The organism is Aquitalea sp. ASV11 (assembly GCF_016429185.1).
In the GTDB taxonomy this organism is placed as follows: domain Bacteria; phylum Pseudomonadota; class Gammaproteobacteria; order Burkholderiales; family Chromobacteriaceae; genus Aquitalea; species Aquitalea pelogenes.
The window spans coordinates 1-17,918 of record NZ_JAELUD010000077.1; the positions used below are offsets into that span (position 1 = coordinate 1).

The following is a 17,918-nucleotide window of genomic DNA, read 5'->3' on the forward strand; positions in this document are numbered from 1 at the left end:
GGCCTTGCGGCCGGACTGGCAGCTTACTTCTTGCGCTGCGGCGGCAGGTCCGTGCAGCTACCTTCGAATACTTCGGCAGCCATGCCGATGGATTCGCCCATGGTGGGGTGCGGGTGAATGGTCTTGGCGATGTCTTCGGCATCGCAGCCCATTTCGATGGCCAGGCAGATTTCACCGATCATGTCGCCGGCGTGCGGGCCGACAATGCCGCCACCAATCACCTGATGGGTAGCCGGATCGAAAATCAGCTTGGTGAAGCCTTCATCACGACCATTGGCAATGGCGCGACCGGACGCAGCCCACGGGAAGACGGATTTCTCCACCTTGATGCCCTGTTTCTTGGCTTCGTCTTCGGTCATGCCCACCCACGCCACTTCCGGATCGGTATAGGCCACACCCGGAATCACGCGGGCATCGAAGAAGGCCTTGTGGTCGGCGCAGTTTTCTGCGGCAACGTGGCCTTCATGCACGCCCTTGTGCGCCAGCATCGGCTGACCGACGATGTCGCCAATGGCGTAGATGTGCGGCACATTGGTGCGCTGCTGCTTGTCCACCGGGATGAAGCCTCGGTCGGTCACGGCCACACCGGCGTTTTCCGCACCCAGCAGCTTGCCGTTGGGCGCGCGGCCGGTGGCGTACAGCACCAGATCGTATCGTTGCGGTTCTTTCGGTGCCTGCTCGCCCTCGAAGGTAACGTACACGCCGTCTTCCTTCGGCTCTACAGCCACGGTCTTGGTGTTCAGCATGATGTTGTCGAAGCGGTGGGCATTCCACTTCTGCCATACCTTGACCAGGTCACGGTCGGCACCCTGCATCAGGCCGTCCAGCATTTCCACCACGTCCAGGCGTGCACCCAGCGTGGAGTAAACGGTACCCATTTCCAGACCGATGATGCCGCCACCGATGATCAGCATCTTTTCCGGCACGGCTTTCAGTTCCAGCGCACCGGTGGAATCCACCACACGCGGATCATCCGGAATGAACGGCAGCTTCACCACGCGCGAACCGGCGGCGATGATGGCGTTCTTGAACTTGACGATGGTCTTCTCGCCGCTCTCTTCACGACCGTTGCCGGTGGTGACCGATACTTCGATGTGATGCGGGTCGATGAAGCGGCCATTGCCACGTACGATCTGCACCTTGCGCGCCTTGGCCATGCCGGCCAGGCCACCGGTCAGCTTGCCGATGACCTTTTCCTTGTAGCCGCGCAACAGGTCGATATCCACTTCCGGCTTGCCGAACTTGATGCCGTTGGCAGCCAGGTGGCTTACTTCGTCAATCACGGCGGCATTGTGCAGCAGGGCCTTGGACGGGATGCAGCCCACGTTCAGGCACACGCCACCCAGGGTGGAGTAACGCTCGACGATGACCACTTTCTGGCCCAGGTCGGCCGCGCGGAAGGCAGCGGAATAACCGCCAGGGCCACCGCCCAGTACCATCACGTCGCATTCGATATCGGCACCACCTGCGTGGCTGGCGGCCACCGGGGCAGCTTGCGGCGCAAAACCGGCATCGGTATGGGCAGAGGCCACGCCGGTGGTTTCCAGCGGCTTGGCTTCTGCCGGGGCGGCGCTGGCTGTGGCAGCAGCTTCAACGATGACGATCACGTCACCTTCGCTCACCTTGCTGCCCAGGGCCACCTTGACTTCCTTGACCACACCGGCGGTTTCCGCCGGTACTTCCATGGTGGCCTTGTCGGTTTCCAGGGTGATGAGGCTGTCGTCCTTGCTCACCACATCGCCCGGCTTAACAAAGACTTCGATCACGTCCACATTGCTGTGACCGCCGATATCCGGGACTTTCAGTTCAATCAGATTGCTCATGGCGTTTGGGAGTGGGGAATGGGGAGTAGAGAGTTACTCCGTCCGCCATCCACCACCCACTTCCTTTATCAGTTCGTTTTCCCGATGGGGAGGGCCTGCCTTGCAGCAGACACCATTCCCCACTCCCTACTCACGATTTCACAGGATCAGGCGACGCACGTCGGACAGCAGCTTGCCCAGATGCACGGTGAAGCGCGCGGCAGCAGCGCCGTCGATCACACGGTGATCGAAAGACAGCGACAGCGGGCACATCAGGCGCGGTGCGAATTCCTTGCCGTTCCATACCGGCTTGATCTGGCTCTTGCACACACCCAGGATGGCCACTTCCGGCGCATTCACGATAGGGGTGAAGCTGCTGCCACCGATACCACCCAGGCTGGAGATGGTGAAGGTGGCGCCTTGCATGTCGGTCGGCTTGAGCTTGCCTTCGCGGGCTTGCAGCGACAGCTCGGTCAGTTCCTTGGCGATCTGCTTGATGCCCTTCTGGTCGACGTTCTTGATGACCGGTACCACCAGGCCATTCGGCGTGTCGGCTGCAAAGCCGATGTGGTAGTACTGCTTGAGCACCAGGTTGTCACCGTCCAGCGAGCTGTTGAAGGTGGGGAATGCCTTCAGGGCTTCGGCGGCAGCCTTGATGATGAAGGCCAGCGGCGAAATCTTCAGGCCGGATTTTTCCCATTCCTTGCCGATGGTCTTGCGGAAGTCTTCCAGCTCGGTGATGTCGCACTCGTCGTTGAACGTGACGTGCGGGATCATCACCCAGTTGCGGCTGAGGTTGGCACCGGAAATCTTCTGGATGCGCGACAGCGGCTTGGTTTCGATCGGGCCGAACTTGGAGAAGTCCACCTTCGGCCACGGCAGCAGGTCCAGACCCACGCCGGAACCAGCAGCAGCGGCCGGAGCAGCAGCCACCGGGTTCTGCATCACGCTCTTGACGAAGGCCTTCACGTCGGCGTCGATAATACGACCCTTGCGGCCCGTACCCTTGACGCGGCCCAGGTCCACACCCAGTTCGCGGGCCAGACGGCGTACTGACGGACCGGCATGGGCCTTGGAGAAGCTGGCTTCGTTGATGGCGGGCAGGCTGGCGCTGGCAGCAACCGGGGCAGCGGCGGCAGGCGCAGCTGCGACAGGTGCCGGGGCAGGCGCAGCAACAGCCGGGGCCAGTGCGGCAGCAGGAGCGGCTACCGGTGCAGCGGCGGCAACAGCGCCTTCCACTACCACGATGAGGTCGCCCTGGCTTACCTTGCTACCAACGGCAACCTTGACTTCAACTACCTTGCCAGCGGCAGTGGCCGGCACTTCCATGGTGGCCTTGTCGGTTTCCAGCGTGATCAGGGAATCGTCCACGCTGATCACGTCGCCCACCTTGACCGATACTTCGATCACGTCCACACCGTTGTGGCCGCCGATATCCGGCACCACGATGTCGATGCGACCGCTGGCAGCCGGTGCGGCAGGCGCTGCAACGGGTGCAGCTGCCGGAGCGGCGGCAACCGGGGCCGGTGCAACAGCAGCAGGTGCCGCGGCGGCCGGAGCAGGCGCGGCTGCGCTGGCGCCGACTTCCAGAATGGCGATGACGTCGCCTTCGGAAATCTTGCCGCCAACGGCGACTTTCACTTCCTTGATGACACCGGCAGCTTCAGCCGGCACTTCCATGGTGGCCTTGTCGGTTTCCAGGGTGATCAGCGAATCGTCCACTGCCACGGTCTGACCGGCGGTGATGAATACTTCGATGATGTCTACATTGCTGTGCCCACCGATGTCGGGCACTTTCAGTTCGATCAGATTGCTCATGAGCTTTCCATCCGTAGAGCGGCGGCACCTGTACGGTACCGCCACCGATATTCGGCTACGTTGCAAGCCTGCCCCGGCGGGGCGGGCTCGCTACCTCAAGCTTGGCCGTATCCGGCCCGGCCTCATGCCTTCCAGGAAGGCAGCTTGTCAGCCTTGATGCCGTACTTGGCAATCGCTTCAGCCACCTTGGCAGCTTCGATCTTGCCTTCGCGGGCCAGGGCGGACAGGGCAGCCACGGCGACGTAGTGACGATCCACTTCGAAGAACTCGCGCAGCTTGGCGCGGCTGTCGGAGCGACCGAAACCGTCGGTGCCCAGTACCACGTAGCGACCCGGTACGTATTCGCGGATCTGGTCGGCGTAGTTGCGGATGTAGTCGGTAGCGGCAATCACCGGGCCGCTGCGGCCTTCCAGCTGCTGCTCGACAAAGGACTTGCGGGCAGCTTCGGTCGGGTGCAGCAGATTGAAGCGGGAGGCTTCCATGCCGTCACGACGCAGCTCGTTGAAGGAGGTCACGCTCCAGATGTCGGAAGCGATGCCGAAGTCGTTGCGCAGCAGGTCTGCCGCAGCAATCACTTCACGCAGGATAGTGCCGGAACCCATCAGCTGTACCTTCACCTTGGCGTCGCCGCCGTCCTTCAGCAGGTACATGCCCTTGATGATGCCCTGCTCGGCGCCTTGCGGCATGGCCGGGTGGGTGTAGTTCTCGTTCATCAGGGTGATGTAGTAGAACACGTCTTCCTGCTCGCCATACATGCGGCGCAGGCCATCTTGCAGGATGACTGCCAGCTCGTAAGCGAAGGTCGGGTCGTAGGACACGCAGTTCGGAATCAGGCCAGCCTGGATGTGGCTGTGACCGTCTTCGTGCTGCAGGCCTTCACCGTTCAGGGTGGTACGGCCGGCAGTGCCGCCCAGCATGAAGCCACGGGCGCGCATGTCGCCGGCAGCCCAGGCCAGGTCGCCGATACGCTGGAAACCGAACATCGAGTAGTAGATGTAGAACGGAATCATCGGGATGCCGTGGTTGGCATAGCTGGTGGCTGCGGCAATCCACGAGGACATCGCGCCCGGCTCGTTGATGCCTTCCTGCAGCATCTGGCCGTCTTTGGATTCCTTGTAGAACATCAGCTGGTCTGCGTCCTGCGGTACGTAGTTCTGACCCTGGGTGGACCAGATGCCGTACTGGCGGAACATGCCTTCCATACCGAAGGTACGGGATTCATCCGGTACGATCGGCACGATCTGCTTGCTGATGTTCTTGTCTTTCAACAGGGTGCCCAGCATGCGCACGAAGGCCATGGTGGTGGAGAACTCGCGCTCGCCCGAATCACCCAGCTGGCTGTCGAAAATGTGCAGACCCGGGATGGCCAGCGGGGCCTTCACCGGTTTGCGGGCCGGCAGGTAACCACCCAGCGCGGCACGGCGTTCACGCATGTACTTCATTTCCGGGCTGTCTTCAGCCGGCTTGTAGTACGGCACCTTCGGCAGGTCTTCATCGGACACCGGAATACCGAAGCGGTCGCGGAATTTGCGCAGGCTTTCGATATCCATTTTCTTGGCCTGGTGGGCAATGTTCTGCGCTTCACCGGACGAACCCATGCCATAACCCTTGATGGTCTTGGCCAGGATCACGGTCGGACGGCCGTTGGCATTGTGGGTGGCTTCGTAGTAAGCAGCGTATACCTTGTGCGGATCGTGACCGCCACGGTTCAGGGCCCAGATCTCGTCGTCGGACATATTGGCCACCATTTCGCGCAGCTCCGGGTACTTGCCGAAGAAGTGTTCGCGAACGTAGGCGCCGTTCTTGGACTTGAAGGTCTGGTAGTCGCCATCCACGCATTCATCCATGCGCTTCTTCAGCAGACCCTTGGTGTCCATGGCCAGCAGCGGATCCCAGCGGCTGCCCCAGATCACTTTCAGTACATTCCAGCCGGAACCGCGGAAGTCGCCTTCCAGTTCCTGGATGATCTTGCCGTTGCCGCGCACCGGGCCGTCCAGGCGCTGCAGGTTGCAGTTGATGACGAAGATCAGGTTGTCCAGGCCTTCGCGTGCGGCCAGGGCGATGGCACCCAGGGATTCCGGTTCGTCCATCTCGCCGTCGCCGCAGAAGCACCAAACCTTGCGACCCGGCGTGCGGGCCAGGCCACGGCTTTCCAGGTACTTGAGGAAACGGGCCTGATAGATGGCCATCAGCGGGCCAAGACCCATGGATACGGTGGGGAACTGCCAGAAGTCGTCCATCAGCCACGGGTGCGGATAGGAGGACAGGCCGTTGCCGTCCACTTCCTGACGGAAGCTGTCCAGTTGCTCTTCGGACAGGCGGCCTTCCAGGAAGGCGCGGGAATACACGCCCGGGGCAATGTGGCCCTGGAAGTAGATCAGATCGCCGTCCTGCTCGTCGTTAGGAGCGCGCCAGAAGTGGTTGAAACCAACGTCGTACAGGGTAGCGGAGGACTGGAAGGATGCGATGTGGCCGCCCAGTTCCAGGTCTTTCTTGCCGGCGCGCAGAACCAGCGCAGCGGCGTTCCAGCGGTTGATGGAGCGGATGCGGTGCTCCATCTCGTGATTGCCGGGGGATTTCTGTTCTTTACCCACCGGGATGGTGTTCTGGTACGCGGTGGTTGCGTCGAAGGGCAGGTAGGCGCCACGGCGGCGGGTACGCTCAACCATGGTTTCCAGCAGGAAGTGCGCGCGCTCGGAACCTTCGGTATCCAGAACCGACTCCAGCGCTTCAGTCCACTCCTGGGTTTCCAGGGGATCGATATCGTCAGGGAAGGTTGCAGCCATATCTCATCCTCACATCGGGGTGACCGGGGTCGGGATCAGGTCCAGACCCACTTTATTGTGTTACCGGATCGAAAACGAAAAAACGAACCGGACTCGCTAGGGACAGATTATAAACGATCACTTTCGCAATAAAAATGTTCATTTATGAAAAGGCCCTCTGGTGTTGCGGAGTGTATAGTTTCATGAGGCAACAACGGAATAGGCAATTAGGGTTATCACTGAATATTTGCTCCATTTATCAGGATATTGCGCTGCATCATGTTGTTTTTTTGCGATACCGCCATCAGCAGCATCGCCTCCGCTTTACTTCCCCGAATCCTTCTTTTCCTCTTTCAGCAATTTTTCAACTTCGCGCATGCGCGCTTCGATGGAAGAACGCAGGTAGAAGTCGTCGCCCTTGGCCTGGGAAGCAAACTGATATTGCTCCAGCGCCGCCTCGTAACGCCGTTCGAAATAGAAGGCGTTGCCCAGTGCCGCGTGATACCGCTGGGCGTCCCGGTCGGCATACAGGCGCGCTTCACTACGATACAGCGCCGCATCGCGCGGATAGCGGCTTTGCAGCTGCCGCAGCAGGGCCAGCGCACCAGGGCGATTGCCGCTGTCTATAAGGACATCCAGCTCGGCCATTTGCAAGGGTTGGCTGTCTTTGAACGCCTGCTGGCCGCGCCGCAGACTGGCCAGCGCGCTAGCCCAGTCGCCCGCTTCGCGTGCAATGGCGGCCTCCTGCCCAAACAGCATGGGGTCGGCCGGCAAACGTGCTTCTGCCTTGCCCAGTGCCGTGCGGGCAGCCGGCAGGTGATGAGCGGCCAGTTGGGCGCGCGACAGCCCATACCACATAGCACCTTCATTCAGATACTGACCTTTATCCAGCATCATTTGATAAAAACGCACTGCCTCATCCGGAGCCAGGGCCATCACCCGCAGCTTTTCCCGTACCAGCAGATAGGCGGTGCTGTCCGCCCTCATCTTGACCGGATACTCCAACGCCCGGTTCTGTGCCTCGCTGATGCGCTGCGAAGTGACCGGGTGGGTGCGCAGGAAGGCATAGGCATTGTTGTCGCTGTAACGGTTGGCCGACTCCAGACGCTGGAAGAAGGCTGGCATGGTGCGCACGTCGAAACCGGCTTGCGCCAGGTATTGCATGCCTACGCGGTCTGCTTCACGTTCGAAATCGCGCGAAAAGGCCAGCTGGTTGGAAATCTGCAAGCCAAGCCCGGCTGACAGGGTGCCGATAGAAGCCTGACTGCCCCCGGCGCGCGAAGCCAGAACCGCTGCCAATACCGTACCCAGCAGCAAGAGCGGGCTGGTGGCCGACGTGGCTGCCTGCATGCGGGCAATGTGGCGCTGGGTGACATGGGCGGTTTCATGGCCGATCACCGAGGCCAGCTCGCCCTCGCTCTGGGTGGCCACCACCAGGCCGCTGTTCACGCCAACATAGCCGCCGGGCATGGCAAAGGCGTTGATCTGCTTGTCATTGACCACAAAGTAGCTCAGCTGCAAGCCGGGCACCCGCACACTGGCCGACAGGCGATGACCCAGCGTGTTGATGTAATCATTCACTTCGGCATCGTCCAGCACGTCGCCGGCATCGCGCATGGCACGCATGAAGTCGCGCCCCAGGCGCGCTTCGTCCGCCATGGAGAGGGTGCTATCGGAAACATCGCCCAGATCGGGCAGGGCAGGCAGGTCGGCATAGGCCAGCAGTGGCTGGGCCAGCATCATGGCCAGCAAGCTGGCAAGCAAGGTTTTTTTCATCTTGGTTGTGAACAGGCAGCAGCGATTTGGTTGCAAGCTGACCTGACAAACGGTCAGCGCCCGGAATCGCCACAGCATAGCCCTGCACGCCTTAACCGACCAGCATCTGATGGCTGGGAAAGCGGTGAAGAATTGTTCAGATTTGATAATCCGCCGGCCGGCTCAGTGCCTGCCAGGCCGCCTGGGTGGACAGATGCACCCGTCCGGCAAATTGCTGTGACAGGCCGGTGCGCTGCAGGATGTCCGCCACCGGACCCTTGATTTCGGCCAGATGCAGGCTCACGCCGGCCTGTTGCAGGGTCTGGTCCAGATTGGCCAGCATGGACAAGGCCGTGGTATCCACCCGGTTGACCGCGCTCATCACCAGTACCAGTTGTTGCGTGCCGGTAGCCAGCGCATGGCGGGCCAGCACGGCCTGCCGCACCTGACGGGCATTGCCGAAATACAGGCTTTCATCCACCCGCAGCAACAGCACGCCGGGCAGGCTTTCCACCGCATGGCGTTCGCGGTTGCGAAAATGATGGGTGCCGGGCACCCGGCCCAGTACCGCGATATGCGGTCGGCTGCTGCGCCACAGCAAGGTGGTGAGCGACACCATCACCCCGGCAATGATGCCGCTATCCACCCCCAGCAACAGCACCAGCCCGAAGGTAAGCAGCCAGGCCACCGCATCGGCCCGCTCGGCCAGCCAGGCGCGCCGCAGGCTGGCGACATTCAGCATGGAAAGCAAGGAAGCAATGATGATGGCCGCCAGCACCGGCAAAGGCAGCCGGGCCAGCAGCGCGCCGCCCCAGCAACTGAGCAGCAGCATGCCTGCCGCCGTCACCAGCGAAGCCAACTGGGTATTGGCCCCGGCATCGGCATTGACCACGGAACGACTCAGCCCGCCGGTGACCGGAAAGCCCCCCGCCAGCCCCGCGGCCACATTGCACAGCCCCAGGGCCAGCAGTTCGCGGTCAGGGTCCACCGTTTCCTGCCGCCGTGCGGCCAGTAGCTGCGCCACGGACAGGCTTTGTACATAGTTGATCAGGGCAATGAAAAAGGCCGGAATGGCCAGATCAGCCAGGCGGGACAGGCTGATGGCCGGCATCGCCAAGGCAGGCCATTGCGCATCGACCGGCCCCACCACCGGAACCTGCCATTGCGCGGACAAGGGCAGGCTGGCCAGCATCAGCACCACCGGAGCAGCACGCACCAGCAAGCGGGCAGTGGGCGCAGACAGGCGCAGACATTGCAATAGCGCCTCACCCCATTGGCGCAGGGCCAGCAACAATAACAGCGCCAGCATGCCCAGCCCCAGCGCGGCAGGCTGCCAGGCGGAAAACTGCTGGCTGATGCCCAGCAACCATTGCGGCAGGGAACTGCCGGGCAGATGCAAACCGGCCAGCGGGCCAAGCTGGGAAAGTACGATCAGTACCGCAGAGGCAGTGGTAAAGGCGGAGAGCACCGGTTCGGACAGAAAGTCCGCCACAAAGCCCAGTCTGGCCACGCCCATCAACAGCAGCATCACGCCGGAGAGCACCGCCAGCCACAAGGCCAGGGCCAGATAGTCGCTACTGCCGGCCTCGGCAAAACGCGACAACGTGGCGGCAGTCAGCAAGGAAGTCAGTGCCATCGGCCCTACTGACTGGGCATGACCACGCCCGACCAGGGCATATACCAGCAAGGGAACAATGCTGGCATACAAACCCGCCTGTGCCGGCAGGCCGGCCAGTAAGGCGTAGGCCAGGCTCTGCGGAATCAACAGCAGGGTCACTACCACACCGGCACTCAGGTCACCGGCCAGCCACTGCCGCCGGTAAGCGGTCAGCCAGACCGGCCAGACCCGGTTCAGGACAGCCATTTGATCAGCGGGCGCGCGCACCACATGCCCAGCAGCATGGCGACGACAAAATACACGCCTCCGGCCTGCCCCATGCCCACCAGCAGCAGCCCCGGCCCCGGGCAGATGCCAGCCAGCCCCCAGCCGATGCCGAACAAGGCACTGCCCACCACCAGCCTTGGCGTGAGCCTGCTTTTGTCCGGTAATTGCATGGGTTCACCCAGCAGGCTGTGCGTTTGCCGCTCGGCCCGGCGAAAAGCGAAAAAACCAATGGCAATGGCACCGCCCATCACCAGCATCAGGCTGGGGTCCCACTGGCCGGTAACATCGAGAAAACCCAGCACCTTGGCCGGATTGCTCATGCCGGACAGCAGCAGGCCCAGGCCAAACAACAGGCCGGCCAGCGCAGCAGAGAGTAATTTGCTCATGTTCAGCCCCCGTTCAGCCAGTGACGCAACACCAGCACCGTCAACATGGCACTGGCCATGAAAGTCAGCGTGGCCAGCAGGGAACGCGGCGACAAGCGGGACAGGCCGCACACACCATGTCCGCTGGTGCAGCCGGATGCCAAGCGCGTACCGACCCCCACCAGCACGCCGGCCAGCAGCAAGCGCGGTAATGGTGCGTCCAGTTGCATGGCAGGCAGCGGGCCGATGAGACCCGACCACAACAAGGGCGCCAGCAGCAGGCCCAATACAAAGGCCAGCCGCCACGACCAGTCACTCGCCCGGTCCAGCAGGCCGCCCAGCATGCCGCTGATACCGGCAATCCGTCCGTTGAACAACACCAGCCAACTGGCGGCTACGCCAATCAGCAGACCGCCGGCCAGTGCGGCAGCCGGTGTAAAACTGGCCCAGGCAATATTCACATTCACTCCTCGGTATGGGCGGCAGGCAGCGTGGCCGCCTCGTCCGCGCAAAACAGGCCATGCAAGGCAGACAGCATGGTCATCGCTTCGATACTGGCGATGCTGTAGTAAATCCACTTGCCTTCGCGCCGGGTATTCACCAGGCCCTCGTTGCGCAACACGCCCAGTTGCTGTGACAAGGTGGGTTGCCGGATGCCGGTGAGCGACTCCAGTTCGGAAACCGTCTTCTCGCCATCCACCAACTGGCACAACAACAGCAAACGGTCCTGGTTGGCCAGGCTCTTGAGCAAGGCAGCAGCCCGGCCGGCATTTGCCCTCAGTACATTCAAATCCATGTTATCCACCCCTCTGGCACTACGCGCTCCACTGTCTCTTGAACAGGGCAAGGATGCGTAGCAAATTATAATATATATTATAGTATATTGTATTGCTGACCACTGTGGTCAGCCCTGCCCTAACGAACACCGCCAAGGGAAGCGCCGAATCCATCATGCCGAAACCTGAAATCGCCACTTTTTTCGATCCGGCCACCGCCACGGCAAGCCATGTGGTGTACGACCATCCCGGCGGGCATGCCGCCATTATCGACCCGGTGCTGGACTACGATGCCAAATCCGGCCGTACCGCCCGGCACAACGCACAACAATTGCTGGACTTCCTGCACGCACAGCGCCTGACGCTGCAATGGATACTGGAAACCCATGCCCATGCCGACCACCTGTCCGCTGCCACCTGGCTACAGCAACAGGCAGGCGGGCTGATTGGCATCGGGCAGGACATTGTGCAGGTACAAGGCATTTTCAAGGCGGTGTTCAACCTGGGGCATGATTTTGCCACCGACGGCAGCCAGTTCGACCACTTGTTTGCCGATGAGGAAGATTTTTACATCGGCACCCTCCCAGCCCGGGCGCTATCGGTACCGGGCCACACCCCGGCGGACATGGCCTATCAGGTTGGCGATGCGGTTTTTGTCGGCGACACCCTGTTCATGCCCGACGTGGGCAGTGCACGCTGTGATTTTCCCGGCGGCAATGCGGCCACGCTGTATCAATCAGTACAGCGACTGCTGGCGCTGCCGGACGATACCCGCCTGTTGCTGTGCCACGACTACCCGAACAATGGCCGCGCCATTGCCTGGCAAAGTACGGTGGCGGAGCAGAAACAGCACAATATCCACCTGCATCAAGGCATCAGTCAGGCTGACTTCATTGCCCTGCGCGAAGCACGCGATGCCACACTGGAGATGCCGCTGCTGATCCTGCCGGCCATCCAGCTGAATATCCGCGCCGGGCGCTTTCCGGCAGCAGAAAGCAATGGCGTGGCTTACCTGAAAATACCGCTGGATATGTTGTAGACTCAAACGTGTGTTTCAAACCGGACCTCCCTGTCATGCCAGCAGCCGTTTTACCCGTCGCACCGGACTGTATGCAGGATGCACACGGCCACATCAGGTTCGGCCGCTACCAGGGCTGTATTGCCCGGCTGGACTGGCCCCGGCCCGAAGGCCGCTGGCAGCGCATGCTGCAGCGTCTGCGCCACAAACGCTGGCAGTATCTGGCCTTGACCCATCCGGACTATGTCATTGCACTGGCGGTGGTGGATGTCGGCTGGACCGGTGCCGCCTTTGCCTATCTGTTTGATCGGCGCGCAGGCCAGTTGCTGGCAGATGTCACTACCGACAGTTTTCCCCGCCATGGCGCAGAAGTAGCCGACCAGCCCTTTGCCGCTGCCCGCTTTACCAGCCGCAGCCTGAGTATCCGTTTCAGTCGCCGCGACAGCACTCTGGCGGTAGACCTGCAATCACCCGCCCTGAAACTGGCCGCCCATGTGGACATCGGCACCATGCCGCCGGTACTTGCCGCCATTGCACCTTTAGGTGCACACAGCCACAGCACGCACAAATCCGGCGCTCTGGCGGTGAGCGGTTTTGCCGATTGTCATGGCCAGCGCTACTCGCTGGACGGGGCGGTGGCCAGCCTGGATTACAGCAACGGCTTGCTGCCCCGCGAGACGGCCTGGCGCTGGGCCAGCGCGCACCGGGCGGGGCTTGGCTTCAATCTGCAACAGGGTTACATGGCTCAGCACGAAAACGCCATCTGGCTGGAACAGCAGCTGTTTGCGCTGGAAGGTGTACAGTTTCACTTCGAGCCGCAGCAGCCCTTGCGTCCCTGGCATATCAGCGATGACGATGGTTTGCTGGACTTGCAGTTCACCCCGGAAGGCTTGTGCCGGAAAAATCAGAACCTTCTGATCGCCGCTAGCCGTTATATTCAGGTTATTGGTCGTTTCGACGGCCATCTTGTCCATCCCGTCAGCGGTGCACGTCATGTGGTGCAGGGGCTGAGCGGGGTAACCGAAGACCACTATGCCCGTTGGTAACGCTATGACTGTCATCATCCGCCCCGCCAGTTATCAGGATGTCCCCGCACTGACCGCGCTGACCGAGGAAATGGGCTACCCCGCGGACAGCCAGGCCCTGAGCGACCGGCTGACCATGCTGCTGGGCAGTCCGGACCTGCACCAGCTATGGGTGGCAGAAATCCAGGGCGAAGTGGCCGGCTGGCTGCATGCGTTCTGGCGGCCGCTGCTGGATGCGCCGGCGGCAGTAGAAATAGGCGGGCTGGCCATCAGCCTGCGCTGGCGACGGCATGGTGCCGGGCGGGCGCTGGTGCATGTGGCGGAGCGCTGGGCCCGCACCAAAGGGGCCACCACTGTCACCCTGCGCGCGGCCATCCATCGCGACGAAGCGGCAGACTTCTACCAGCGCCAGGGCTATGCACTGAGCCAGCGCACCTTCCGCAAGCAGCTGGACACCCGGGACTGAGCGACAAGCCGGTCCGTCACATACACAGTCTCCACCGCATCATCTGCTGTCGGCAAAGTTGGCTCTCACCCCGGAAACTGGCTACCATAGCCCCCGCTGCCGAGCCGGCTGCCATGGCGAAATACCCCTTCTTCGCTGCTGACTCCGTGTTAGCATGGCGCCGCGATTAGAGCATACAATCTAACCTCAGCCAGGAGATCACGCGCATGGGTGTGCTGAATACCATTCTCGAGCACAATCGGAGCTTCGTCGAAAATCACGAATACGAACAATTCAAGACCGACAAGTTTCCCGACAAGGGCCTGGCCGTGCTCGCCTGCATGGATGCCCGTCTGGTTGAGCTGCTGCCCAAGGCCATGGGCCTGAAAAACGGCGATGCCAAGCTGATCAAGAACGCCGGCGCGCTGATTACCCACCCCTGGGGTTCGGTGATGCGCTCCCTCATTGTGGCGGTGTATGAATTGCGTGCCGAGGAAATCTGCGTGGTGGCCCACCGCGACTGCGGCATGCGCGCCATCGACCCCAACAAGATCCTGGCGCATGCCACCGAGCGCGGCATCAGCGAAGAAACCATCGATACCCTGCGCAATGCCGGCATCGACCTGGACAACTGGCTGAAGGGTTTTGACAATGTGTCGGACAGCGTACGCCACAGCGTGCAAACCATCCGCAACCATCCGCTGATGCCCAAGGACATTCCGGTGCACGGCATGGTGATTCATCCCTCAACCGGCCGGCTGGAACTGATCATCGACGGCTACACCGGCAAGGCCCCCGTGCACGCATGAGCCATCTGCCAGCGCTGGGCCTGTTCGGCGGGACATTCGACCCCATTCATGCCGCCCATCTGCGCATGGCACAGGCTTTTCGCAGCGAATTGCAGCTGGACGAGGTGCGACTGATTCCCGCCGGTCAACCTTATCACCGCGAGCAAGGCCCGCATGCCGGCCCGGCGCAACGGCTGGAGATGGTGCGACTGGCCATTGCCGACCTGCCCGGCCTTGCCGTGGACGCGCGCGAAGTACAACGCAAAAAACCGGCCTATACCGTCGACACCCTGGAAGAAATCCGCGCCGAAATCGGCCCGGAACGTCCCTTGTGGTGGCTGATCGGTGGCGACTCACTGGCCAGCCTGCACACCTGGCGGCGCTGGGAGGATTTATTCGCGCTGGCCAATATCGCCGTAGCCCTGCGCCCGGGCTTCGACGAAACCCAGCTGCCCTCTGCCGTGCGCACACAATGGCAACAACGCCAAGTCACTGATTTTTCAAATGGCTCGCCTTCCGGTACAATGCGCCCCCTGACCCTGCCACCGCTGGATGTATCCGCAACTGCGATACGCCAGCGCCTGCAAAGCGGTGCCGATACCGGCACCCTGCTCAGTGCGCCGGTACTGGCTTATATCCGCCAGCACCGGCTATATCTCTAGCAAGGCCTGCCCGGCAGGGAAAATTCGACACTGCCGCAAGGTCTGTCCCGCACGCGGGATAGCACTTGCCCGTTTTTGCCACAGGTTGTGGCAAACGCTCTTTACCGGATACCTCTGGCCGCCCGGCTGCCGCCATGTATCAAGACTGACATCAAAAGGACATCATGGAAGTTCAAGACATTGCCAAACTGGCAGTCACCGCCCTGGAAGACATCAAGGGCAAAGACATCATCGAATTGGATACCTCGCCGCTGACTTCGCTGTTTCAGCGCATGATCGTGGCCACCGGCGACTCTAACCGTCAGGTAAAAGCCCTGGCCAACAACGTGGCCGTCACCCTGAAAGAAGCTGGTGTTGATCTGGTCGGCACCGAAGGCCACGAAAGCGGCGAATGGGTACTGGTGGATGCAGGCGACGTGGTGATTCACGTCATGCTGCCTGCCGTACGCGACTACTACGATCTGGAACAGCTGTGGGGTGGCCAGAAGCCGAGCTTCACCCCGGTTGGCGGCCGTCCCTGGCAAGCCAACTCCTGATCTTGCAGGTCTGATCCGCCCGTGACGGCACACCTGCCGTCACGGTGCCCTCCTGCCACCGCTGTTCTTTGCCCCGCCCTGCCAGACTCCTGCCATGAAAATCACCATTCTCGCCGTCGGTACCAAAATGCCGCGCTGGGTTGACGAAGCCTATAACGACTACGCCAAACGCTTTGGCCGCGACATCAGCCTGGAACTGAAAGAAATCAAGCCGGAAAAGCGTGGTGGTGGCGTCACGGCGGAAAAAGGCATCGCCGCCGAGCACGAACGGCTGATGGCAGCCATTCCGGCGCGCTGCAAGCTGGTAGTGATGGATGAACGCGGCAAGAACTGGACTTCGGTGCGGCTGGCCGAAGAGCTGAAAAGCTGGATGGCTGGCGGCGATGATGTGTGCTTCATCATTGGCGGGGCCGACGGACTGTCGGCCGAACTGAAACAGCGTGCCGACGTGCTGCTGCAATTATCGGCCATGACCCTGCCGCACGGCATGGTGCGGGTGATGCTGGGCGAGCAGATTTACCGCGCCTACTCCATCCTCAACAATCACCCCTACCACCGCGAATAAAACCCGGAAACAAAACCCGGTACCAAACCACCGCGCCAGCGCTTGGCCGCCTTGGCCCCGGTTCTCAATACCGGTTCTGAACACGGTTTTGTTAACGGTTCTCCGTCCCTTGTCTACTGCGCTCAGTTGGGCGGCAGTACCACGAACTCGCCATCCAGCCGACCGACACTCACCCCGCCGCACTCCAGTTCCACCGCCAGTTGCAGCCGCGCCATGCGGCCCTTGGCCAATGCGGCCGCCATACGCTGCCAGACGGTGTCTGCCACCGGCAAGGTGCTGGCAGTGAACGCGCCGTGCATGGCTTTCTGATAATCCATCTGGCTGCGTCGCACCATCACCTGACCGCGCACCTCCAGCGCCTGCAACTGGCGATACACCAACAGCCAGCCTGCCAGCGTGGCCACGGCAGCGGCACTTCCCCCGAACACCGTGGCACAGTGATTGATATTGGGTTCCAGGGGGGCAGCCAACACCACTTGCTGGCCATCGGCCTGACGTACTTTCACCCCCATGGCCTGTGCCAGCGGGATGGCCTGATACAGATAATCCTCGATGTCCTGGTAATGCTGCACGACAACTCCTTTGCTGCAATAAGCCTTCAGCATGCCACAGCCAGCGTGTAGCAGCAGCCATGGCTGCGACAAGATGTCGCAGGGTAAGGCCATGGACTTCCCTTACAATCCATGGCTGATAACCGTTCTCATCCAGGAATCAAGCATGCAAAAGCTCGCCACCCTTGCCCTGCTGCTGGCCGCCAGCGCACAGGCACACGTCACGCTGGAAACCCCGACTGCCGCCAGCGGCAGCTATTACAAGGCCGTACTGAAAGTGGGCCATGGCTGCGATGGCAGCCCCACCACCGGCATCAGCGTGGAACTGCCGGCAGGCGTACAGCTGGCACGCCCCATGCCCAAGGCCGGCTGGCAGGTGCAAGTGGAAAAATCCGCGGTCAAGCCGTTCGACAATCATGGCACGCTGGTGAAGGAAGATGTCAGCCGCATCAGCTGGAGCGGTGGCAATCTGCCGGCTGATTTTTACGATGAATTCGTGTTCCAGACCCGCATTGCCGCCAAGCCGGGCAAGCTGTTCTTCAAGGTGAAGCAGCAATGCGCGCAGGGCAGCACCAACTGGGTGGAGATTCCGGCCGAAGGCCAGGATGCCCACAGCCTGAAAACCCCGGCCGCAGTGCTGCAGGTGACCGAGCCGGGCGAGGCACACCACCACTAAGCGCCAAACCTGCTGCTGTGTTGCGCCTCCTTGCCGTACCCTTGTGCTGTCGGCGTCGGCGCGCGCGCCTTACCCTAGGGACGCAACGCTCTTGCTAGCCGCGCCAGGCGGCAGCAAGACATACGCGGTTCAGCCGTGGCAGATGAAAAATCCCCTTGCATCCATAACGGACACAAGGGGATTGTTGCTTGATGGCGGCAGGGTTTAGCTGCGGATCAGGTAGTCAAAGGCGGACAGGCTGGCCTTGGCGCCTTCGCCCATGGCGATGATGATCTGCTTGTACGGTGCCGTGGTGGCATCACCGGCAGCAAACACGCCTTCGGCCGAAGTCTGGCCCTTGGCATCCACTTCGATTTCACCGCGCGGCGACAGGGCAACGCTGCCTTTCAGCCAGTCGGTATTGGGCAGCAGGCCGATCTGCACAAAAATGCCTTCCAGCGCCACATGGTGGGTTTCCCCGGTAATGCGCTCCTGATAGCTCAGGCC

General features: G+C 61.7%; 18 protein-coding genes. 8 read left to right on the forward strand and 10 right to left on the reverse strand.

Translation table 11 applies throughout. From position 1 onward, the window contains the following. Nucleotides 1–23: 23 nt before the first annotated feature. The 8 genes from lpdA to JHD62_RS18330 form a co-directional block, all read right to left on the reverse strand. The gene (lpdA, locus tag JHD62_RS18295) at nucleotides 24–1,823 is read right to left on the reverse strand and encodes a dihydrolipoyl dehydrogenase (RefSeq protein ID WP_199104101.1); all 1,800 of its coding nucleotides are present in this window, start codon (nucleotides 1,821–1,823) and stop codon (nucleotides 24–26) included. 138 nt (nucleotides 1,824–1,961) lie between these two features. After that, a complete protein-coding gene (gene aceF / locus JHD62_RS18300) occupies nucleotides 1,962–3,620 on the reverse strand; it encodes a dihydrolipoyllysine-residue acetyltransferase (protein ID WP_199104102.1) in 1,659 nt (552 codons plus the stop codon). A 122-nt stretch (nucleotides 3,621–3,742) separates the two neighbouring features. Beyond that, nucleotides 3,743–6,406, reverse strand: a complete 2,664-nt coding sequence (gene aceE, locus JHD62_RS18305) for a pyruvate dehydrogenase (acetyl-transferring), homodimeric type (RefSeq protein ID WP_062790434.1) — start codon at nucleotides 6,404–6,406, stop codon at nucleotides 3,743–3,745. A gap of 303 nt (nucleotides 6,407–6,709) precedes the next feature. Beyond that, a complete protein-coding gene (locus tag JHD62_RS18310) occupies nucleotides 6,710–8,161 on the reverse strand; it encodes a M48 family metalloprotease (RefSeq protein WP_199104103.1) in 1,452 nt (483 codons plus the stop codon). Nucleotides 8,162–8,297: 136 nt separating this feature from the next. Next, nucleotides 8,298–10,004, reverse strand: coding sequence for a SulP family inorganic anion transporter (locus JHD62_RS18315; protein WP_199104104.1), 1,707 nt, complete (start codon nucleotides 10,002–10,004; stop codon nucleotides 8,298–8,300). Further along, a complete protein-coding gene (locus tag JHD62_RS18320; protein WP_199104105.1) occupies nucleotides 9,992–10,411 on the reverse strand; it encodes a DUF6691 family protein in 420 nt (139 codons plus the stop codon). Before JHD62_RS18320 ends, JHD62_RS18315 begins: the two co-directional genes overlap by 13 nt. A gap of 2 nt (nucleotides 10,412–10,413) precedes the next feature. Next, on the reverse strand, nucleotides 10,414–10,851 hold the full coding sequence (locus JHD62_RS18325) for a YeeE/YedE family protein (RefSeq protein WP_199104106.1): 438 nt from the start codon (nucleotides 10,849–10,851) through the stop codon (nucleotides 10,414–10,416). Nucleotides 10,852–10,853: 2 nt separating this feature from the next. Further along, a complete protein-coding gene (locus JHD62_RS18330; RefSeq protein ID WP_045845817.1) occupies nucleotides 10,854–11,186 on the reverse strand; it encodes a helix-turn-helix transcriptional regulator in 333 nt (110 codons plus the stop codon). Nucleotides 11,187–11,341: 155 nt separating this feature from the next. On the opposite strand from JHD62_RS18330, the gene JHD62_RS18335 reads away from it, so the two are divergent. From JHD62_RS18335 to rlmH, 7 genes are all read left to right on the forward strand, one after another. Continuing rightward, nucleotides 11,342–12,205: an MBL fold metallo-hydrolase gene (locus tag JHD62_RS18335; RefSeq protein WP_199104107.1), complete on the forward strand. Its 864-nt coding sequence runs from the start codon at nucleotides 11,342–11,344 to the stop codon at nucleotides 12,203–12,205. A gap of 71 nt (nucleotides 12,206–12,276) precedes the next feature. Further along, nucleotides 12,277–13,230 carry a DUF2804 domain-containing protein gene (locus JHD62_RS18340; RefSeq protein WP_199104108.1) on the forward strand — a complete coding sequence of 318 codons (954 nt, stop codon included), beginning with the start codon at nucleotides 12,277–12,279 and terminating at the stop codon, nucleotides 13,228–13,230. Nucleotides 13,231–13,234: 4 nt separating this feature from the next. Then, nucleotides 13,235–13,675: a GNAT family N-acetyltransferase gene (locus JHD62_RS18345; RefSeq protein ID WP_199104109.1), complete on the forward strand. Its 441-nt coding sequence runs from the start codon at nucleotides 13,235–13,237 to the stop codon at nucleotides 13,673–13,675. A gap of 206 nt (nucleotides 13,676–13,881) precedes the next feature. After that, entirely contained in the window at nucleotides 13,882–14,463 is a 582-nt protein-coding gene (locus JHD62_RS18350) for a carbonic anhydrase (protein WP_045845820.1), read from the forward strand. Next, nucleotides 14,460–15,104 carry a nicotinate-nucleotide adenylyltransferase gene (nadD, locus tag JHD62_RS18355; RefSeq protein ID WP_199104110.1) on the forward strand — a complete coding sequence of 215 codons (645 nt, stop codon included), beginning with the start codon at nucleotides 14,460–14,462 and terminating at the stop codon, nucleotides 15,102–15,104. The genes JHD62_RS18350 and nadD overlap by 4 nt, the downstream gene beginning before the upstream one ends. 164 nt (nucleotides 15,105–15,268) lie before the next feature. Then, the gene (gene rsfS / locus JHD62_RS18360) at nucleotides 15,269–15,640 is read left to right on the forward strand and encodes a ribosome silencing factor (protein ID WP_199104111.1); all 372 of its coding nucleotides are present in this window, start codon (nucleotides 15,269–15,271) and stop codon (nucleotides 15,638–15,640) included. Nucleotides 15,641–15,734: 94 nt separating this feature from the next. Next, nucleotides 15,735–16,205, forward strand: a complete 471-nt coding sequence (rlmH, locus tag JHD62_RS18365) for a 23S rRNA (pseudouridine(1915)-N(3))-methyltransferase RlmH (protein WP_045845823.1) — start codon at nucleotides 15,735–15,737, stop codon at nucleotides 16,203–16,205. A 122-nt stretch (nucleotides 16,206–16,327) separates the two neighbouring features. Here rlmH and JHD62_RS18370 read toward each other — a convergent pair whose 3' ends face one another. Continuing rightward, nucleotides 16,328–16,777 carry a YiiD C-terminal domain-containing protein gene (locus tag JHD62_RS18370; protein WP_199104112.1) on the reverse strand — a complete coding sequence of 150 codons (450 nt, stop codon included), beginning with the start codon at nucleotides 16,775–16,777 and terminating at the stop codon, nucleotides 16,328–16,330. 145 nt (nucleotides 16,778–16,922) lie between these two features. On the opposite strand from JHD62_RS18370, the gene JHD62_RS18375 reads away from it, so the two are divergent. Beyond that, nucleotides 16,923–17,432 carry a YcnI family protein gene (locus JHD62_RS18375; RefSeq protein WP_199104113.1) on the forward strand — a complete coding sequence of 170 codons (510 nt, stop codon included), beginning with the start codon at nucleotides 16,923–16,925 and terminating at the stop codon, nucleotides 17,430–17,432. A gap of 204 nt (nucleotides 17,433–17,636) precedes the next feature. Here JHD62_RS18375 and JHD62_RS18380 read toward each other — a convergent pair. Continuing rightward, the coding region (locus JHD62_RS18380) for an FAD-dependent oxidoreductase (RefSeq protein WP_199104114.1) at nucleotides 17,637–17,918 on the reverse strand (282 nt) is incomplete at its 5' end.